This window comes from Paenibacillus sp. FSL M7-1455, from assembly GCF_038004655.1.
GTDB lineage: Bacteria > Bacillota > Bacilli > Paenibacillales > Paenibacillaceae > Paenibacillus_AQ > Paenibacillus_AQ cookii.
In genome coordinates this window covers 624418-641784 of record NZ_JBBORO010000001.1, presented here as the reverse complement: position 1 = coordinate 641784, position 17367 = coordinate 624418, and the positions used below count along the sequence as shown (strand labels likewise).

The following is a 17367-nucleotide window of genomic DNA, read 5'->3' as shown; positions in this document are numbered from 1 at the left end:
CAATTTGCTTTGAACCTGCCGAAGCTTCAGTCCAAATGATCGCTTTTCCGCTATTCCTATATTACCCTCAAAAGCCGTTTTATGCCCGCAAATCTTCGATGGCGTTCAATAAGATCATTTGTTGTTTTGTGCAATGTCTGCCGAATGACCAAGTGCGCTTCCTCGAAGCGGTATCGAAGATTTTTTTCCTATCCCTCGCCAAAAAGCGCCGCGCTCCCGGGTACGGGAGGCGCGGCGCCTTGGCCTTCGTTGGCCTTGCAAGCCCATGTATTCCTTTATGCCGCGGCGTCCGTTCCGGCGCCATCGCATACCGCTTCGGAGGAGGGAAAGAGCCGGCGAACCCTGCGTTACGAATACACCGGTTCCAGCTCTTCCGACGGCACGACGGCCGCTTTCAGTTCCAGCTCAAGCTCTTCCGCGTATTTCCGAACCTGCTCGTCGCTATAGCCCAACTGCTCCGCCATGAAGCTGACGACGGGTTCTTTCCACTGCCGCACCCATGCGATATCGAAAAACAGCGCCCCGGTCCGCCGGATGAAAAAGTCGACGGGTGTTGCCGCCATTTCCTCTTCGATCGCGTACCGAAGCATCGCCTGCACTTCCCGGGACAGTCCGCGGCCCGTTCCGGCCTGTTGCGCCGAAAGGATCCGGTCGAATACGGCCGGAACGTTCGAGCCGTAACGGAGCGCAAGCCGTTGGGCGGATTCCGGCGCGAGGCCGATTTGCTTGCCTTTTTCCGTCATTTCGCGAACGAATTCGGGAAAACGCGCCGAGCCGCCTACATCCCCGCCGGAAATGGGCAGCGTCCGCGTAGCGCACGGGGCGAACGGCCCGAACCCTTCGGCCTGGAGCTTCCGGGCGAGCAGATCCGTGATGGTTTCGGCCATTTTGCGGTAACCCGTCAGCTTGCCGCCGGCGATCGTCAGCATGCCCGAAGGCGAAACGAATATTTCGTCGCGCCGCGAGACTTCCGAAGGCGATTTGCCTTCCTCATAGATCAGCGGACGCAGGCCCGCCCAGCTGGATTCGATATCCTTCGCCGTCAGCAGCAGCTCCGGAAACATATGATTGCAGGCGGCCAACAAATAATCCCGGTCCTCGGCCGTCGCGCGCGGATGAACCGTGTCTCCCGCATAGTCGGTATCGGTCGTGCCCACGTACGTTTTTCCGTCGCGAGGAATGGCAAAAACCATCCGTTTGTCGGCCGTATCGAAGTAAATCGCCTGCCGGAGCGGAAAACGCGAGCCGTCGAAAACCAGATGCACGCCTTTGGTCAGGCGCAGCGTTTTGCCGGATTTGGACCGGTCCAGCTCCCGCAGCGTATCGACCCAAGGCCCGGTTGCATTGACGACTTTCCGGGCCCGGATCTCGTATACGCCCCCGCCGATGACGTCCCTTGCCTTCGCCCCGACCAGTTTGCCGCCTTCGTATATAAGCTCCTCCGCTTTGGCGTAATTGATGGCGCTCGCCCCGGCTTCCACCGCTTTTTTCATGACTTCGATCGTCAGGCGCGAGTCATCCGTGCGGTACTCCACGTAATAACCGCCGCCTTTTAATCCCTGCTTTCGCAGCAGCGGCTCTTTGCCGAGCGTCTCTTCTTTGCTTAACATTTTGCGTCGTTCTTCGGGTTTTACCCCTGCCAGGAAATCGTACACGCGCAGCCCGACCGACGTCGTAAACGCCCCGAACGTGCCGTCTTCGTAAAACGGCAGGAGCATCCACTCCGGCGTCGTGACGTGGGGCCCGTTTTCATAAACCACGGCGCGTTCCTTGCCGACCTCGGCCACCATTTTCACTTCGAACTGCTTCAAGTAGCGAAGCCCGCCGTGGACCAACTTGGTCGATCGGCTGGACGTTCCCGCGGCAAAATCCTGCATCTCGATCAAGGCCGTTTTCATTCCCCGCTTCTGCGCATCCAGGGCGATGCCGGCCCCCGTGATGCCGCCGCCGATAATCAGAACGTCATACATCCCGTTTGCCATTTCCTCAAGCTTGGTTCGGCGATCCATTCCGGAAAACCTATGCTTCATATCGCAGCCCCTCTTTCCATAAAGTAAAAAAACCACGAAGATCCCGCGGCTTTCGCGTGCAAAACGCGAAGCGCGGGCGTTCGTGGTTGTCTCAAACGTCTCCTACCATCGTATGAACTTGTAATCATTATAGCATGCAAACGGCGATCGCAGTATCCCTATTTGTAAGCCATCGCTGCCCGAACCGCCTTTTGCCATCCTTCGTACAGGCGGCGCCTCTCATCACCGGGCATGGCCGGTTTAAAAGACCGGTCGAGCCTCCAGCTCCCTTTGATCTCGTCCTGGTCCTTCCAATAGCCGACCGCAAGCCCGGCCAAATAAGCGGCGCCCAGCGCCGTCGTTTCGTTGACGATCGGCCGCTCCACTTCCGTATCGAGCAGATCGCTTTGAAACTGCATCAGAAATTCGTTGCGCACCGCGCCCCCGTCCACGCGCAGGCTGGTCAGCTTCAGTCCGGAATCGACGGCCATCACGTCCAGCACGTCCTTGCTCTGATACGCCAGCGATTCCAGCGTCGCCCGAACGAAATGCTCTTTTGTCGTTCCGCGCGTCAGCCCGAAAACGGCTCCCCGCATGTCGCCGTCCCAATAGGGCGTGCCCATGCCGACGAATGCAGGCACGACGTATACGCCTTCGGTCGACGGGACGCGTGCCGCATACTGCTCGCTGTCCGCCGCGGTTTTCAGCATCCGCAGCGAATCCCGCAGCCACTGCAAAGCCGATCCGGCCACAAACACGCTGCCTTCAAGCGCGTATTCGATCCGGCCGCCGATCCCCCAGGCAATGGTCGTCAGCAGGCCGTGTTTGGAGTCGACCGCCTCATGCCCGGTATTCATCAGCATGAAGCAGCCGGTTCCATACGTGTTTTTGGCCATCCCTTTCTCGAAGCAGGCCTGACCGAACAGCGCCGCCTGCTGGTCGCCCGCGATGCCGGCGATCGGCACCTGCCTGCCGAAGAAATGGTGCTCCACGGTGCTTCCGTATACCTCGGAGGACGAACGCACCTCCGGGAGCATCGCTTTCGGAATATCTAAAATTTGAAGCAATTGGTCGTCCCAAGCAAGCTCGTGGATGTTATAAAGAAGCGTCCTCGACGCATTGGAATAATCGGTCACATGCGCCTTGCCGCCGGTCAGCTTCCATACAAGCCAGGAATCGATCGTGCCGAACAGCAGCTCGCCTTTTTCCGCCTTTTCACGGGCTCCCTCGACGTGGTCGAGGAGCCATTTGATTTTCGTTCCTGAAAAATAAGCATCGATGACGAGGCCCGTCTTTTGGCGGAACAGTTCTTCATATCCCCGGCCCTTTAAGTCTTCGCAAATGTCGGCCGATTGCCTGGACTGCCATACGATCGCGCGATGGATCGGCCTCCCCGTATTTCTGTCCCACACAACCGCCGTCTCCCGCTGGTTCGTAATGCCGATCGCTTCGATCTGCTCGGGCCCGATGCCCGCCATCGACAACGACCCGGCAATCACGGCCAGCACCGAAACCCAGATTTCGTTCGCATCGTGCTCGACCCAGCCCGGTTCCGGAAAATACTGCTTGATTTCTTGCTGAGCCGAGCTGACGACCTGCCCGTTTTTATCGAAAATGATGGCCCGGGAGCTGGTCGTCCCTTGATCGAGGGCCATAATATAGGTTTGCGGCAACCTAGTCCCCCCCTTACTCCTTCTGCTCAAAATGTTTCCACAGTTCGACGTTCGACGTCGTCACGGCCGACGCTCCCGCGGCAATCGCCTGTTCCACGTCGTTCACCGTGCGGATCAGTCCGCCCGCGAACACCGGAATCCCGGTCCGTTCGGACACTTCGGTAATCATGTGCGGGATGACGCCGGGAAGCACTTCGATGTAATCGGGCTGCGTCCGTTTGAACATCGCGTAGCTTTTCTCCAATGCGTTCGTATCCAGCAGGAATAAGCGCTGAATGGCAAGCAGCCCGTTTTGCTTCGTTTTCGCGATGACCCCGGCCCGGGTCGAAACGATGCCCGCCGGCTTCACGACCTGGCACAAATACTCCGCCGCGTATTCGTCGTTTTTCAGTCCCTCGATCAGATCCGCGTGGAGCAGCGGCTTTTTGCCGTGCGATTTCGCGAGTTGAACGATCGAACTGATTTGGCTAATATGCGTATCCAAAATGACGATATGCTCGTACGACAATTTCATCAGTTTTTCCAGGTCCTTCACTTTACGGGCGGCCGGCAAAATGCGTTGATTCGTAAAGGTCATATCGCTCCCCCATCCCTGTTCCTTTTTACGATAAAACGAAAAAGAGAAAAGAAAAACACCAAACGGTCCCCAGAGGGACTTCATTCGCGTGTTCTCCTTTTCTCCGCCACTTTTATGAACTTGCGATTCATTATAAATCAAAATGTAAGCGGTGTCTACCCGCTTCGGCCGGCGGCGAAAGCGGTTCGCCGGATATAAAAGCGTTCTTTATGTTTAAACTTTCTTATAATCATAAAAATATAGACACCCGTTATCCGCGCTAATTTTTCTTCGGATACCAGGACGGCCGTCCTCGAAGCTTGTTCTTTTCTGTTATCATATGGGATAACCCATTTCTATCCACATGGTGCGCCGCCGACAAAACCAAAAGCGGCGATCAGGAGCGATTCTTTATTTTGCAAAGGAGCTGATGAATGCATGGTTGCAGAGTACATCATCCGTTTGGCGGTAGCCGGGCTGCTTGGCGCGGTCATCGGCCTGGAGCGGGAGCTGCGGGCCAAGGAGGCGGGGCTCAGAACCCATTTTCTCGTCGCGGTCGGCAGCGCGCTTATTATGCTTGTGTCGCAATACGGCTTTTCCCAGGTGCTGGAACATGATCATGTCTCGCTGGATCCGAGCCGCGTCGCGGCGCAGGCGGTCAGCGGCATCGGTTTTCTCGGGGCAGGCATGATCATCATTGAACGGAAAATGGTGCGCGGATTGACGACGGCCGCCGGGGTATGGGCGACCTCCGGCATCGGCCTGACGATCGGTTCGGGCATGTATGCCGCGGGCATCAGCGCGACGGTCCTTGTCATGATCGGCCTGGAACTGCTCAGCATGATTTTCAAATCCGGGCGGGCGCTGCAGATTTCCTTCGAGCTGGATTCCAAATCATCCGTCAAGCCGATATTGGAGTCGCTAACGTCGCGGAAAATCTCCATATCGTCATACGAAATGGAGCAGGACCCCGAACGCCTTGGCATTTACCACCTTAAAATCGATGCCAAAACGAAATATAACGGAACCCTGCAGGAGCTGCTCGAGGATCTGGACAGCTTGCCGCATATTTTGTCGGCGAAGCTGGAATAATTCAGGAAATATTGAAATCCGGAGCCTATTGTGCAATAGTGGAATCAAAAGCGATGAAGGAGGGTTGCGCATTGCCGTTTGCGGCTTGGATTCATGCAGATGATCTCACCGGTACGCAGTCCGGAATCATCTTTACGGGGTTTGCGGTGATCGCGTTCATATGGATATACGTCCGCACTGCCCGCTCTTTTCGAAAGGCCGCCTCGGAACGGCTTGAAAGGCTGCGCCAGACGCTTGATCCGTACTGCCGCGCGGCGGGCATGCTGAGCGGCGATGCGGATGCCGCTCCGGATGAAGCGGAGCATGAGCCCGAACCGCTGCATCTGCTCCTGCAGCAATGCAAAGCTGCCCCTCTGGTGACGACGGAGATGATCGAAGCCATCGACGCTTATGCCAGGGAACGGGACGCCTCGCGCCATGCCCAGCTTGAACGGCTGCTGGACCGCGAGATCAAGAAAAAAATCGCCGAGCAGGCTTCCATTATCCGCTCGTTGGACAACCCGGGGTGGGGAACGGCCTTTTGGAAGCTCGTGCGGCCTGCGGTGCCTTTTTTCCTGTTGGCTTGCATCGTCTATTGGAGCCTGGGGCTTTACGGGCAGTTCCATGATCATCGTATTCCGGCGCTTTCCTGGACCGGGGTCGAGCTGTGGATGCGGTATGTTTCATGCCTCGTGGCCGTCGTTTCCTTTCATTTTGCCGTGATGACGCCCCGCAAGGATTCGCCCAAATACGCTTATCGGATGCTGGCCTTATGCATCACCGCCGCGGCAGCGGCCCATCTTGCCGGCCTGCAGGCTGCCCCTTACATATTAGCGGTTCAAATTCTCTTGTTTTTGTGCGGTTTCGGATTGGGACCGAAACGTTCGCGGAGGGACCGTCCGTACGCGGGTTCCGCCGACTTGTTGGAGCCTGGCGACCCGACGCGGCACAACAAATAACCCGCTGACGGCAAGCCTTCGTTTACGGCTTGCTGCATCAGCGGGTTTTGACTTTTCCGTTCCGTCCTTCCGTGTCTGTTTCTGTTCGGGTGCCCGCCTGGGAAGATTCCGGGGGCTGAAGCAGATTTGCCCGACCGCCGCTACCGGCGGTCCGGCGCGGCCTTTTTCAAATCCTGCCTCGCCCTGGCCGCGATTCCTGCCTTCACCGGCTTGGAGGGCGTATTCTCAAAGCGCTTCCGCTCCGTCCGTTCCATTTGCACGATTTGGCCTTCATGCACGACGATATGCAGGGAACCGAATTCCATGTCGTTTAGCTGGCCGGCGATCCTCTCAAGCCATACCTCATTTAACTGGAGCCCTTTTGCCATGACAAGCGCCTCCTTTGCTTCAGAACGATATTCATGAATTCCATACACAATCAATTCATTCTTTTCCAACCAATTTACTTTGTTTTATGATGTTACAGTTACATTATCATGCCGTTAAAATCGCTGTCAATCCGGATTTTGCAAAATTTGCTCCGGCCGCTCCCATGGCCGCGTCAATGCTCATGTTTTCTTGCGTACAGGCTCTTGATCAGCAGGGTCGCTAGAGCCAGCAGCAGAAGCAGCGAAGCGACGGCAAACGAGGCCGAAAACTGGTACTCGTTGTACAGAATCTCCACATGCAGCGGCAGCGTGTTCGTCTCTCCGCGGATATGTCCCGACACGACCGATACCGCTCCGAATTCCCCCATCGCCCTCGCATTGCAAAGGATGATTCCGTAAATCAGGCCCCATTTGATGTTCGGCAGCGTCACCTTCGTAAACACGGTCCAGCCTTTCGCGCCGAGCGTGATGGCCGCCTCCTCTTCCTGCTGGCCCTGATCTTCCATGAGCGGGATCAGTTCCCTCGCCACGAAAGGAAAGGTGACAAAAAGCGTCGCCAGCACGATGCCGGGGACGGCATAAATGATTTTAACGTCATGGTCCGCCAGCCACGGGCCGAACCAGCCGTTCGCCCCGAACACCAGCACGAAGATCAGCCCGCCGATGACCGGGGAAACCGCAAACGGCAAATCGATCAGCGTGATCAAAACGCCTTTGCCTTTAAATTTGAATTTGGCGATCGCCCAAGCGGCGGCCACCCCGAAAATCGTATTCAAGGGAACGGTCGCAAGCGCCACAAGCAGCGTCAGCTTCAGCGCCGACATCGCATCCGGGTCCGATAAAGCGGTGATATACACGTCCCATCCCTTTTTCAGCGCCTGCGTCAGGACGACGACAAGCGGCAGCACGATCAGCCACAGCAAAACCAGGCCTGCGCCGGCGATCAGCAGCCATTTGACGAACGGTCTTTCCGTTGCGGCCCGCGACGTCTGCACTTGCTTCACGGCAGCGGCTCCAGGTACGCCTCCCGCCATCTATACCGCCTCCTTTTTCCGGCTGGACCATCGCTGCAGCGAATTGATGACCAGCAGCATCAGGAACGAAATGAGCAGCAGCAGCACCGCTACGGCCGACGCCCCCGCGTAATCGTACTGTTCCAGCTTGGACATGATGAGCAGCGGCGCGATTTCCGTTTTCATCGGCATATTGCCGGATATAAACACGACCGAGCCGTACTCCCCGATGCCTCTGGCAAAAGCGAGAGCAAAGCCGGTCAGCAGCGGCGGAACTAGCGCCGGCAGCACGATGCTGCGGAACGTCCGGAACCTGCCGGCCCCAAGCGTGGCGGAAGCCTCCTCGGCATCGCGGTCCATATCCTGCAGGACCGGCTGGAGCGTCCGGACGACAAACGGCAGGCCGATGAACATCAGCGCCAGCGTGATGCCAAGCTGCGAAAAGGCGACTTTGACGCCAAGCGGCGCCAGCAGCGAGCCGATCCATCCGTTCGGGGCATATAAGGCGGTCAGCGACACGCCAGCCACCGCCGTCGGCAGCGCAAACGGCAAATCGATCAGCGCGTCGCACAGCTTCCTTCCCGGAAATTCGTAACGGACGAGTACCCAGGCGAGCAGCAGGCCAAGCACGGCATCCACGAGCGCGGCCGCGGCCGACGTCGTGAAGCTGATCCGGTACGAGGCAAGCACGCGCGGGTCGGTCGCCACCTGCCAAAACTTGGCCCAGTCGAGACCGGTCGAGTTGATGAGCAGCGCCGAGAGCGGCACCAGCACGACCAGGCTCAAATACGCGACGCTGAATCCCAGCGTCAGGCCGAAGCCGGGAAGCACCCGGCTTTGACCCGTTTTTCTTCGGCTCATGCGTTCACCCCTTCCCTTGTTCGGTCCCCGTTATTTGCCCGGCGTATAAATTTCGTCGAATACCCCGCCGTCGTTAAAATGTTTCGCTTGCGTTTCGTCCCATGTCCCGAAAATATCCTTCAGCGTAAACAGATCGAGCGTTTTAAACGTGTCCTTATACTGGTCCAGCACCGATGAAAGCGTCGGGCGGTAGAAGTTTTCCGCTGCGATTTTTTGCCCTTCCTCCGAATACAGATACTTCAGGTAAGCTTCCGCGACCTCGCGCGTCCCTTTTTTGTCCACGACTTTATCCACGACCGCCACCGGCGGTTCCGCCAAAATGCTGACCGAAGGATAAACGATGTCGAATTTGTCCGGGCCCAGCTCCTTGACCGACAGCAGCGCTTCGTTTTCCCACGCAAGCAGCACGTCGCCGATGCCCCGCTCCACGAACGTCGTCGTCGCCCCGCGGGCTCCGGTGTCCAGCACGGGCACATGCTTGAACAGCTCGCGCACGAATTCTTTTGCTTTTTGCTCGTCGTTGTTGTTCTGCTTCAGGGCGTATCCCCAAGCGGCCAGGTAATTCCACCTTGCTCCGCCCGACGTTTTCGGATTCGGCGTAATGACCTGCACGTCGCCCTTGATCAGGTCGTTCCAGTCCTTGATGCCCTTCGGGTTGCCTTTCCGCACCAAAAAGACGATGGTCGAATTGTACGGCGTGCTGTTCAGCTCGAATTTGTCCTGCCATCCCTCTCGAATGAGCCCTTTTTTCTGGATGGCGTCGATGTCGTAACCCAAAGCGAGCGTCACCACGTCCGCCTCCAATCCGTCGATCACGGAGCGGCTTTGCGCTCCGGAACCGCCATGGGACTGCTTGATCGTGACTTTTTGCCCCTTTTCTTTTTCCCAATACGCCGCAAACGCCTTGTTGTAATTTTCATACAGCTCCCGGGTCGGGTCATACGAAACGTTCAGCAATTGAATCTCTTTGGCTTCGCTTTTGGTTTCGCTTTTGGCCTCGCTGCCTTGGCTCTGTCCCCCCGCCGCTGCCGACTCCCCGGCTTCTTTTTTTGCGCCGCAAGCGGCCAGCGCCGCCGTCAACAGCACTGCGAGCGTGATTGCCGCTCCTTTTTTTGCGATTTGGATCCCCTTGCGATTCATCATGGTCCCACTCCCATTTCTTAAATGATGTTCCCCGCCTAAGCTTCAAGCCACAAAAAAACGGAGAAACCCCTGTCCAAATGATCGGCGCGTGCTAAAAAAAGCGCATCTTGCCATTCGGATCGGCGGTTCCTCCGTTTGTACGGCGGGAACGATGTGATTCGGATAATGCTGTTATTTTTGATTAATCCTACCTGTTTAGTATGTTATATTCGTATTGTAATCATGACCCTTTGCGCCGTCAATCCTTTTTTTAGAAAAAAAGCGGCTTTTTTCAAACGGCGGCGAACCCGCATAAAAAGGCAGCCTTCGCATTCAAGCGAAAGCTGCCTGAAGCCGCACGCAAAATATTATTTATACACCGGGACGACGCAAACCGGTTTCGGCAGCGAAAGCGTATGCCCCGTCGGCGTCAACCGTCCGCTTTCCTTGTCGATGCGGAAGGAAACGACCGAGTCGCTGTTCTGGTTCGCGGCAAGCACATAACCGCCTTTGACGACCGCGAAGTTGCGCGGGGTTCGGCCCCCCGTCGATATCCACTCGACCGCCTTGAGAAGCCCTGTAAACGGGTCGACGCGATACAGTCCGATGCTGTCGTCGCTGCGGTTCGAGGCGTACAAAAAAAGTCCGCATGGCGAAATATGGATGTCCGCGCTGCTGCTTCCGGTTGCGGCTCCTTCCGGCAATGCCGACAAGGTCTGCAAGAGCTCCAGATTCCCGGCTTCCGCATCGAACGCATACACATTGACCGTATCGTCCAGCTCATTGATGCCGTACGCCCATTTGCCCGAAGGATGGAATTCGAAATGGCGCGGACCCGCCCCCGGAGCGATTTTAACCCTGTTATGCTCCTGAAGCTTGCCGCCGTCCAAACGGTAAAACACGATTTCATCCAAGCCGAGATCGCATACCAGCGCGTATGTCCCGGTCGGGTCCTGGAACACGGAATGCGGATGCGCCCCTTCCTGGCGTTCCTTATTGACGCTGCTGCCGCTATGGCGGACGAGGCTCGTCTCGGCAAGCTTCCCGTCGCCTTCGATCCGGTAGGCGTTCACGTGGCCGCTGGAATAATTGGCCGCCAGCACGTGGCTTCCATCCCGGGTTAACGCGATGTAGCAAGGGGCCGAGCCGTGGGTCGGCTTGCGGTCCAGCAGCTGCAGTTCGCCGGTTTCCCCATCTACCGCGTAGGCGTACACTTGGCCTTCCTCCGTCTCGCTCACGGCATACAAACGGTCTTTGGCCGCATCCAGCGCAAGGAACGACGCATTCGCGATGCCGTCCGTTCCGCGCACGATTTCCATGCTGCCGTTATCCATGTCGAGGGCGCACAGAAAAATGCCTTCTTCGTCCGCCCCGGCGTATGTACCGGCGTAAAACCATCTTTTGTTGTCGCTCATCCTTTTCATCCCGCTCCTTCATTCTATTTTCCCTTGCTGTGTCCATGTCGCTTGTCCGCTACTCTAACAATAATCTTTTCCGTGCCGCGGGGCAACGCTAACTTCGCTTTTTTCGGGCGGCGAAAAAAACGCCCTTCCCCGTTCTCTTTGCTGCCATTCCCATCCTTTATGCCGAAACTTTTTGCAGGTATAATGGTATCGGAACGCAAGTTCTTCCATTTTTAGGACGTGAACGCATGAGCCCTCTTGCATGCGGACATGCTGTGAGGGAGACTCTGCGTTTCCGGACTTGGATGAGCGTTGACGAAAGTCCGGCAGGAAAGCGTAAGCTTCCGAAGCAATCGGCAATGTCTAGATGAGAGAAAACGTTTTGGAGGAGGAGATTGGATTGAAATCGGTAGCCGTATTTTGCGGTTCAAGCAAAGGCGCGTCGGACGTGTACGTGGAAGGCGCAAAGCAGCTCGGGAAGGAACTGGCACGGCGCGGCATTACGCTGGTGTACGGCGGTTCCAGCATCGGCGTGATGGGGGCGGTCGCGGATGCCGTCCTGGCGGAAGGCGGACAGGCGATCGGCGTCATGCCGGGGTTTTTGGACAAAAGGGAAATATCCCACAAGCATCTCACGGAGCTGATCATCGTCGATTCGATGCATGAGCGGAAGGCCAAAATGGCCGAATTGTCCGAAGGATTCATGACCCTGCCGGGAGGGCCGGGAACGATGGAGGAATTTTTCGAAATCTTTACGTGGGCCCAGCTCGGGCTGCACCGCAAGCCGCTCGGATTCCTGAACATCAACCATTATTACGATCCTCTGCTCGAGTTTTTCAAGCATATGGCCCGCGAGCAGTTCCTGCACGAAAAATATTTGTCCATAGCTTTGGTCGACACCGACCCGGGCCGTTTGCTCGACCAGTTCGGCGCCTACGAGCCGCCGGCCGTCAAAACCTTTCTCAAGCCTGACCAAACGTAACATAGATGAAGCCAAAAACAGACCGGGGGTTTGCCGCGCCCGGTCTGTTTTTTCGTTATTTTTGAATCGTAAGGCTGAATGTTTTTGGGATGAACGTACCGGGATATTCCTCCACCTCGAAGGTTAGGGGCTGCGGATAGGACTTGCCGGGAATGTCGAAATAATACGCATCGAGTCCGGTATCGGCATCCTTCCTCCACCCCTCGTGAATCGCCTCGGCATTGTTGGTAATCAACTTATGCTTGTTTCCTTTTCCGTCCGTGAATTCGGGATTTACTTTCATAAACCGGGTAATCCGCGGATCAAAACTCGGGAACCCCGAGGTGATGCGGATCCGTTCGTATGACGTTTCGATGGAAGCCAGCTTCAGCCTGCTGTCCGGCGCTTGAATCAGCTTAAACTGTTTCGTGTCGATCACGAGCTTCCTTTTCCCCCGAAAAGCCGTTTCAATCCCTGATCCCCGCAGCTCAAGCGGGTCTCCCTTCACATAGTCCGGAGCATGGAAACTAAAGATGAGCTCGCCGTTTTCCTTTATCGGGCCCATGGCTGGCTGAAGCATGTTTCCGCGGTCATTTTTCGTGTAGAGTCCCCAATCCAAAAAACGGGCGATATTAGGCGTGCCGGCATCCGAAGTCAGTTTTAAGTTCAAACGCTCGGGAACCTGCACCATCGTTTCCAGCTTGATCTTCTGGCCTTCCAAATCAAACGATTGGCCAGCCGGTATCGTTCGTTCAAGCACCGCAAGCTTGGATAGGTCTACGGGAATCTTTACCTCCAGAAATTTTTGCGTCGCTACCGGCTCGCCGTTGCTCCACTTACCCGAAAAATAAAACTCGTCCGGAAGCTGCGTGCCGCCAGCCAGGTCGAAGATCAGCATATCCCGGTAGCTTCCCTCGTCGTAATATCCCGTTTTTTGACGATGGTCGCGCACGAATTGCCGAAACGGCAGCTTATCGTAGGTTTTCGTGTACAGGCCGGGATTTACGGGCGTGATCCGATCCCCTTGATCGCTTTTCGATGTATAAAACAGCACGACATGCTTCCGGTCCGTCATGATTCCGTCCACCGTGACATGGTACCCCTCATAGGATGCCGTTGCGCCGACCGCCTGATATTTTCCCTGATCCAAAGCTTCCCTCAGCATCCCCCGTTTGCCGACGGACCATTCGACGTAAGCCGGAATTTGCCGTTCGGCTGCACTCTGCAAGGATGCCGAACGGCCTCCAAAAGTCAGCTCGGGCACATAGACGGCAGCCGCAACAAGCAAAAGTAATGCTGCGGCGCAGGATGCAGCCACCCTGCCGACCCGCCGCCGGTATTGGGCTTTTCCCCCTCGAGCCATTCCGTTTTTGATCGCGGCATCAAGCCGCTGTTCGGGAATTCTCCGCCTGGCGATATGCGCCGGCTCGAAATATTGCTCGAGCAGCCGTTCTTGTTCATTCCCCATGATATACCTCGCCCCCTGCGTTCAGTTTGCCGCGCAGCTGCTTCAAGCCTTGATGAAGCCATGTTTTTACCGTGCCCTCCGGTTTGTCCAACACGTTGGCAATTTCGGCAAGCGTCATATCCTGATAGTATTTCAGCACAAGCACATGCCTGTATTTCGGCCTCAGCCGCCCCATCGCCTGATGCAAGTCCAGCCTGCTGTCGCTGACCATCTCGGCCATGCGCTCATCTTTGTCGAACAGAAGCGGCAGGGTCCGTTTCCTCCGCTTCTGTTCGTCGATGCAGCAGCGGATCAGAATGCGGACCAGCCACGCCTCGAAGGCCGAAGCTTCTTTCAGCTTGCGGCAGTTCGCCCAGGCTTTGCACACCGCTTCCTGCATGGCTTCGAGCGCGTCCGCCTCATTGCCCAAATAGCTGAACGCAATGCCGTACAGCTTTCTCTTTAATCCGGATACCAGCGCGTAAAACGCTTCTTCATCCCCATGGCAGGCAGCGGCCGTAAGTTCCGGGTCGCTCATCACGCTTAACCCCTTTCCTGCATTTTCACCGGCCGGTGAAGATTCATCGAACCGTTCCAGGATCGATAACGGATGTTGTCATTCCGTATATTTAAGACAGCGCAGAAGCGTAAACGGTTTTATTTTTTGTCCATCGATTTTGCCACATCGCTCCATAAAAAAGCGCAGCAAAAAAGCAGCCCCTTCGGAAGCTGCCTGTCTATAACTGCGATATTAAACCGGGTCCGCGGTTCCGGCTTCAACGATCTGGCGTTTGACGTCCTTCATCGTAATCCCGTCCAGATATCGTTCCAGCGCGGATTCTCCGCCGCTGTATATTTGATCCATGATCCCCTGGATATTGGCTGCAACCTCGCAATTCAGCTCTTCGCCGCCGGAGCACCAGCCCGGCTTCAAGGAGCCTCGGGCGAGCAAACGATACAAGTCTCCCAGCGTCGCGTTTTCGGTGTCCGGATTCAGCAGATACCCTCCGCCGACGCCTTCTTTTGTCGCCACGTACCCATGTTTGCGCAGCAGGCCGAGCACCTTGCGTATGCGGGCAGGATGCGTGCATACGCTTTTGGCGATTTCCTCGCTGTTAGCCATATGATCCTCTTTTACGCTAAGAAGGGTTAAACAATGGACGGCAATGTTAAACTCACTATTCATTTTTGCTCCTCCTTATACTGTAATTATATGGTTAACAGTTGCCGGTGTCAACCTGGGCGGACCATTTCCTTTACGTTCCTTTGGGGTCCGGACACGAAATCTACAACCTTTATTTCTAGTGTATCAAGCCGCCGGAAAGATAAACCCCATCCTTGTGATTTTATCTTGTTTCGGGTTCGTGTTACAATAGAACGGCGGAAGAAAATGCTTCCGCCTATTTTTGGGCAAGGAGCTGGACAAGGCCATGATCCATTACATTCGTTTGCGTTAATGAGAGGTGCAGGTTTAAATCGACCCGGCCGCTTTTTTTTTGAAGCCTGAAGCCGAGGTTTATTTAGCTGCGCCTTTTTCATTTGACCCGGGATTTGCCATATCCCGAACCAAACGAATGAATGGGGTGTATTTGCGTTGTCCAAAAAAGAACATCTGCATCATTTGGCGAGCCTTTTGGCCCGCCACGCAACTTTCTTCCGCTGTCCCGTCTGCGGCGGGGCCATGAACATGGCGGGCGAACGAAGCCTGTCATGCACGGCCGGCCACCTTTTTGATCTGTCCCGCGACGGGTACGTCCACCTGCTGCCGAACGCCAAGCCGGGCATCGTGACGGCCGCCAAAAGAAACGCCCGCGCCATCTGGGTCGTGGCCGATTTGGCCCGCAGTCCGTTTCGGGATCAAGCGTTTGACGTCGTCACGAATATATTGTCCCCCTCCAATTACGGGGAATTCCGGCGGCTGCTCAAACCGAACGGCATGCTTGCGAAAGTGGTTCCGGGACCGGAGTATTTGCGGGAGTTCAGGCAATTTCTGTACGGGGAGCGTGCCCGCCGCACGAAGGCTGCGGAACATACGGCCGCGTTGTTCGCCAAACATTTTCCGGGCATGAAGCAGCGCCGCGTGCGATACGAAGCCGAGCTGGAGCCGCATCATTTGGAAGCCATGCTCCGGATGACGCCGCTGTCCTGGCAAGCCGCCGAGGAACAGGTCCGGGGGCTGCTCGCCCATAGCTCCTTTAGGCTGACGTTTGATTTTTATATTTTATGGGGAAAACCGTTTATCGGGTGAATATTTTCGCTAATGAATGTTTTAGCCCAAAAAGCGTACCTCCGTCCAGGCTCCCTGGAAGGGGTACGCTTTTGTCGTTCAGGCCAAGGCTCGCGCCAATTCCGTTAATACGTCGGCGGGTCCGCATGCTCCAGGCCGGGGATCGATTTGCCCTTCGGCAGCTCAAAGGACCATTCCACGTTGTTGTACCATTTGTCCGTAACGATGCGGATAAGCGTCGCTTTTTCGGGCAGCCGTTTCATTCCGTTCACGATAAAGCCAGGGTCCCCCGTTGCCTCGTTCCATTCACCCCACCCGACCGATCCTCTGTACGTCACCGGGTATTCCTTTCCGTCCGAATCCTTTACGATCCATTCGTCATGGTTGAACATGTTGCGGAATTTGCCCTTCATCCGGATCAGGCTGACGTTCGGGCCTGCCCCCTCTTTCTGGTTGGGATCGTTGTCGACCCAGAAATCGCTTAACGTCAGTTCGTCTCCTTGATCCTTGAACACGGCCGGATGGTGTTTCAGCTCGCTTGGAACAAGCTCCACCGAACCGCCGCTTCGGACCGGGATGGAATATCCGTCCAACACGAAACGCAGCTTCTGGCGGTCATAGGGAAGATAACGGAACGTGAACGTCCAGTGGCGTTTCCCGCCCCGGAGTTCGCTGTTTTGCGAAATGATGGTTTCCATATGCGGGAACTTGATGTTGTTGACGCTTGAAATGTCTTCCCCCTGCTCATTTTCAAAATGAAACATCAGCTGCTGCTTGGACTCCAGTTCGCCCGGAGAACGCCGGGCCGCCCGGGGGCTTAACGACGTGCTTAACTCGAGCCGCACTCCGCTTGGCGTGCGAACCAGCTTCTCCATTTCGATCCGCAGACCGTCGGGGGTCGTATATTTCTCATGCAAAGGCGTCGTGATGTTCATCGCGTTCGCCTTTTTCATGTCCAGTTCGAACCGGAAATCCCATTTCCCGTCGACGACCTTTCCGGTGTACGGAATCTGCAGATGGTCGACGCGGGCCTGCACGATCAGCGCATCCGCCGGGATTTCCTTCACAAAAACAAACGTCAATTTTTCGACCGTGTCCGATCCCTCGATGCCTCTCAGCTCCGCGACCTCATTTCCGTTTAAATCCGTAATATGGAGATCATGCCAATCGATCGCGTAAACCAAAGGCTTCCCTTGGGGATCCGTCACCTTCACGCCCATGACGAGCCTGGTGGCATCCGCAACGACCTCGTCGATTTCCAGCGCATAACCTTTATCCTTCACCTTCACATGGGGATTCTGTACAATGCCCAGCTTGCGCGCATCGAGCATCCCGCTGTCCGTCGTCTCTTTGGAAAAAATGGACCTTACCCAATCGGCGATGGACGGCTGGGCATATAAGGTGAGGGCAGCCGTGACGATGGCCAGCGATGCGATCCACAGCGCGCTTTTTCGGATGATTCGTCCGTATCTGCGCTTGCGCCGAAAAGATGCCGGATGCCCATGCTCCATGGATCCGTCCCCGTCTTCGATTTCAATGTCGGCCAAAGACGCCATCACCCGCTCCGTGAACCCGTCGGGCAATGCCTTGCGAAAGAGCAGCTCTTCCCACGCCTTTTCCCCCTCTTCCGCCAGCTGCAGCAGCAAACGGCACTCCGGACAAGTTTGCATATGGAGGCGCGCCTCTTCATCCATTGC

At 56.2% G+C, this 17367-nt stretch carries 16 protein-coding genes; 4 read left to right on the top strand and 12 right to left on the bottom strand.

What is annotated here, in order from left to right:
• Positions 1–347: 347 nt before the first annotated feature.
• The 3 genes from NYE48_RS02775 to NYE48_RS02765 form a co-directional block, all read right to left on the bottom strand.
• On the bottom strand, positions 348–2030 hold the full coding sequence (locus NYE48_RS02775) for a glycerol-3-phosphate dehydrogenase/oxidase (protein WP_340996754.1): 1683 nt from the start codon (positions 2028–2030) through the stop codon (positions 348–350).
• A 158-nt stretch (positions 2031–2188) separates the two neighbouring features.
• Positions 2189–3664 carry a glycerol kinase GlpK gene (glpK, locus tag NYE48_RS02770; protein ID WP_341000590.1) on the bottom strand — a complete coding sequence of 492 codons (1476 nt, stop codon included), beginning with the start codon at positions 3662–3664 and terminating at the stop codon, positions 2189–2191.
• A gap of 31 nt (positions 3665–3695) precedes the next feature.
• Positions 3696–4259 (bottom strand): glycerol-3-phosphate responsive antiterminator, encoded by a 564-nt coding sequence (locus tag NYE48_RS02765; protein ID WP_212948795.1) that lies wholly within the window; start codon positions 4257–4259, stop codon positions 3696–3698.
• A 417-nt stretch (positions 4260–4676) separates the two neighbouring features.
• On the opposite strand from NYE48_RS02765, the gene NYE48_RS02760 reads away from it, so the two are divergent.
• A complete protein-coding gene (locus NYE48_RS02760) occupies positions 4677–5330 on the top strand; it encodes an MgtC/SapB family protein (protein WP_212948793.1) in 654 nt (217 codons plus the stop codon).
• 71 nt (positions 5331–5401) lie between these two features.
• A complete protein-coding gene (locus NYE48_RS02755; protein WP_340996752.1) occupies positions 5402–6268 on the top strand; it encodes a hypothetical protein in 867 nt (288 codons plus the stop codon).
• Between the two features lie 140 nt (positions 6269–6408).
• Here NYE48_RS02755 and NYE48_RS02750 read toward each other — a convergent pair whose 3' ends face one another.
• The 5 genes from NYE48_RS02750 to NYE48_RS02730 all read right to left on the bottom strand — a co-directional run bounded on the left by NYE48_RS02750 (position 6409) and on the right by NYE48_RS02730 (position 11047).
• A complete protein-coding gene (locus NYE48_RS02750) occupies positions 6409–6636 on the bottom strand; it encodes a YezD family protein (protein ID WP_340996751.1) in 228 nt (75 codons plus the stop codon).
• A gap of 173 nt (positions 6637–6809) precedes the next feature.
• Positions 6810–7670: a sulfate ABC transporter permease subunit CysW gene (gene cysW / locus NYE48_RS02745; RefSeq protein WP_340996750.1), complete on the bottom strand. Its 861-nt coding sequence runs from the start codon at positions 7668–7670 to the stop codon at positions 6810–6812.
• Positions 7671–8510, bottom strand: coding sequence for a sulfate ABC transporter permease subunit CysT (cysT, locus tag NYE48_RS02740; protein ID WP_036708671.1), 840 nt, complete (start codon positions 8508–8510; stop codon positions 7671–7673). It abuts the gene before it with no gap.
• Between the two features lie 30 nt (positions 8511–8540).
• Positions 8541–9650 (bottom strand): sulfate ABC transporter substrate-binding protein, encoded by a 1110-nt coding sequence (locus tag NYE48_RS02735; RefSeq protein WP_212948862.1) that lies wholly within the window; start codon positions 9648–9650, stop codon positions 8541–8543.
• A gap of 350 nt (positions 9651–10000) precedes the next feature.
• A complete protein-coding gene (locus NYE48_RS02730) occupies positions 10001–11047 on the bottom strand; it encodes a lactonase family protein (RefSeq protein WP_340996749.1) in 1047 nt (348 codons plus the stop codon).
• Positions 11048–11435: 388 nt separating this feature from the next.
• On the opposite strand from NYE48_RS02730, the gene NYE48_RS02725 reads away from it, so the two are divergent.
• Positions 11436–12017 carry an LOG family protein gene (locus NYE48_RS02725; protein ID WP_340996748.1) on the top strand — a complete coding sequence of 194 codons (582 nt, stop codon included), beginning with the start codon at positions 11436–11438 and terminating at the stop codon, positions 12015–12017.
• Positions 12018–12072: 55 nt separating this feature from the next.
• Here the strand turns inward: NYE48_RS02725 and NYE48_RS02720 are convergent, their stop codons facing one another.
• The 3 genes from NYE48_RS02720 to NYE48_RS02710 form a co-directional block, all read right to left on the bottom strand.
• Positions 12073–13464: a DUF4179 domain-containing protein gene (locus NYE48_RS02720; protein WP_340996746.1), complete on the bottom strand. Its 1392-nt coding sequence runs from the start codon at positions 13462–13464 to the stop codon at positions 12073–12075.
• Complete coding sequence (locus tag NYE48_RS02715; RefSeq protein ID WP_340996744.1) at positions 13454–13981, bottom strand: sigma-70 family RNA polymerase sigma factor; 528 nt, start codon at positions 13979–13981, stop codon at positions 13454–13456. The genes NYE48_RS02720 and NYE48_RS02715 overlap by 11 nt, the downstream gene beginning before the upstream one ends.
• A gap of 213 nt (positions 13982–14194) precedes the next feature.
• Positions 14195–14629, bottom strand: a complete 435-nt coding sequence (locus NYE48_RS02710; protein ID WP_212948779.1) for an RrF2 family transcriptional regulator — start codon at positions 14627–14629, stop codon at positions 14195–14197.
• A 408-nt stretch (positions 14630–15037) separates the two neighbouring features.
• On the opposite strand from NYE48_RS02710, the gene NYE48_RS02705 reads away from it, so the two are divergent.
• The gene (locus NYE48_RS02705; protein ID WP_340996741.1) at positions 15038–15691 is read left to right on the top strand and encodes a putative RNA methyltransferase; all 654 of its coding nucleotides are present in this window, start codon (positions 15038–15040) and stop codon (positions 15689–15691) included.
• A 104-nt stretch (positions 15692–15795) separates the two neighbouring features.
• Here the strand turns inward: NYE48_RS02705 and NYE48_RS02700 are convergent, their stop codons facing one another.
• Positions 15796–17364, bottom strand: coding sequence for a DUF4179 domain-containing protein (locus NYE48_RS02700; RefSeq protein ID WP_340996739.1), 1569 nt, complete (start codon positions 17362–17364; stop codon positions 15796–15798).
• Positions 17365–17367 lie beyond the last annotated feature (3 nt).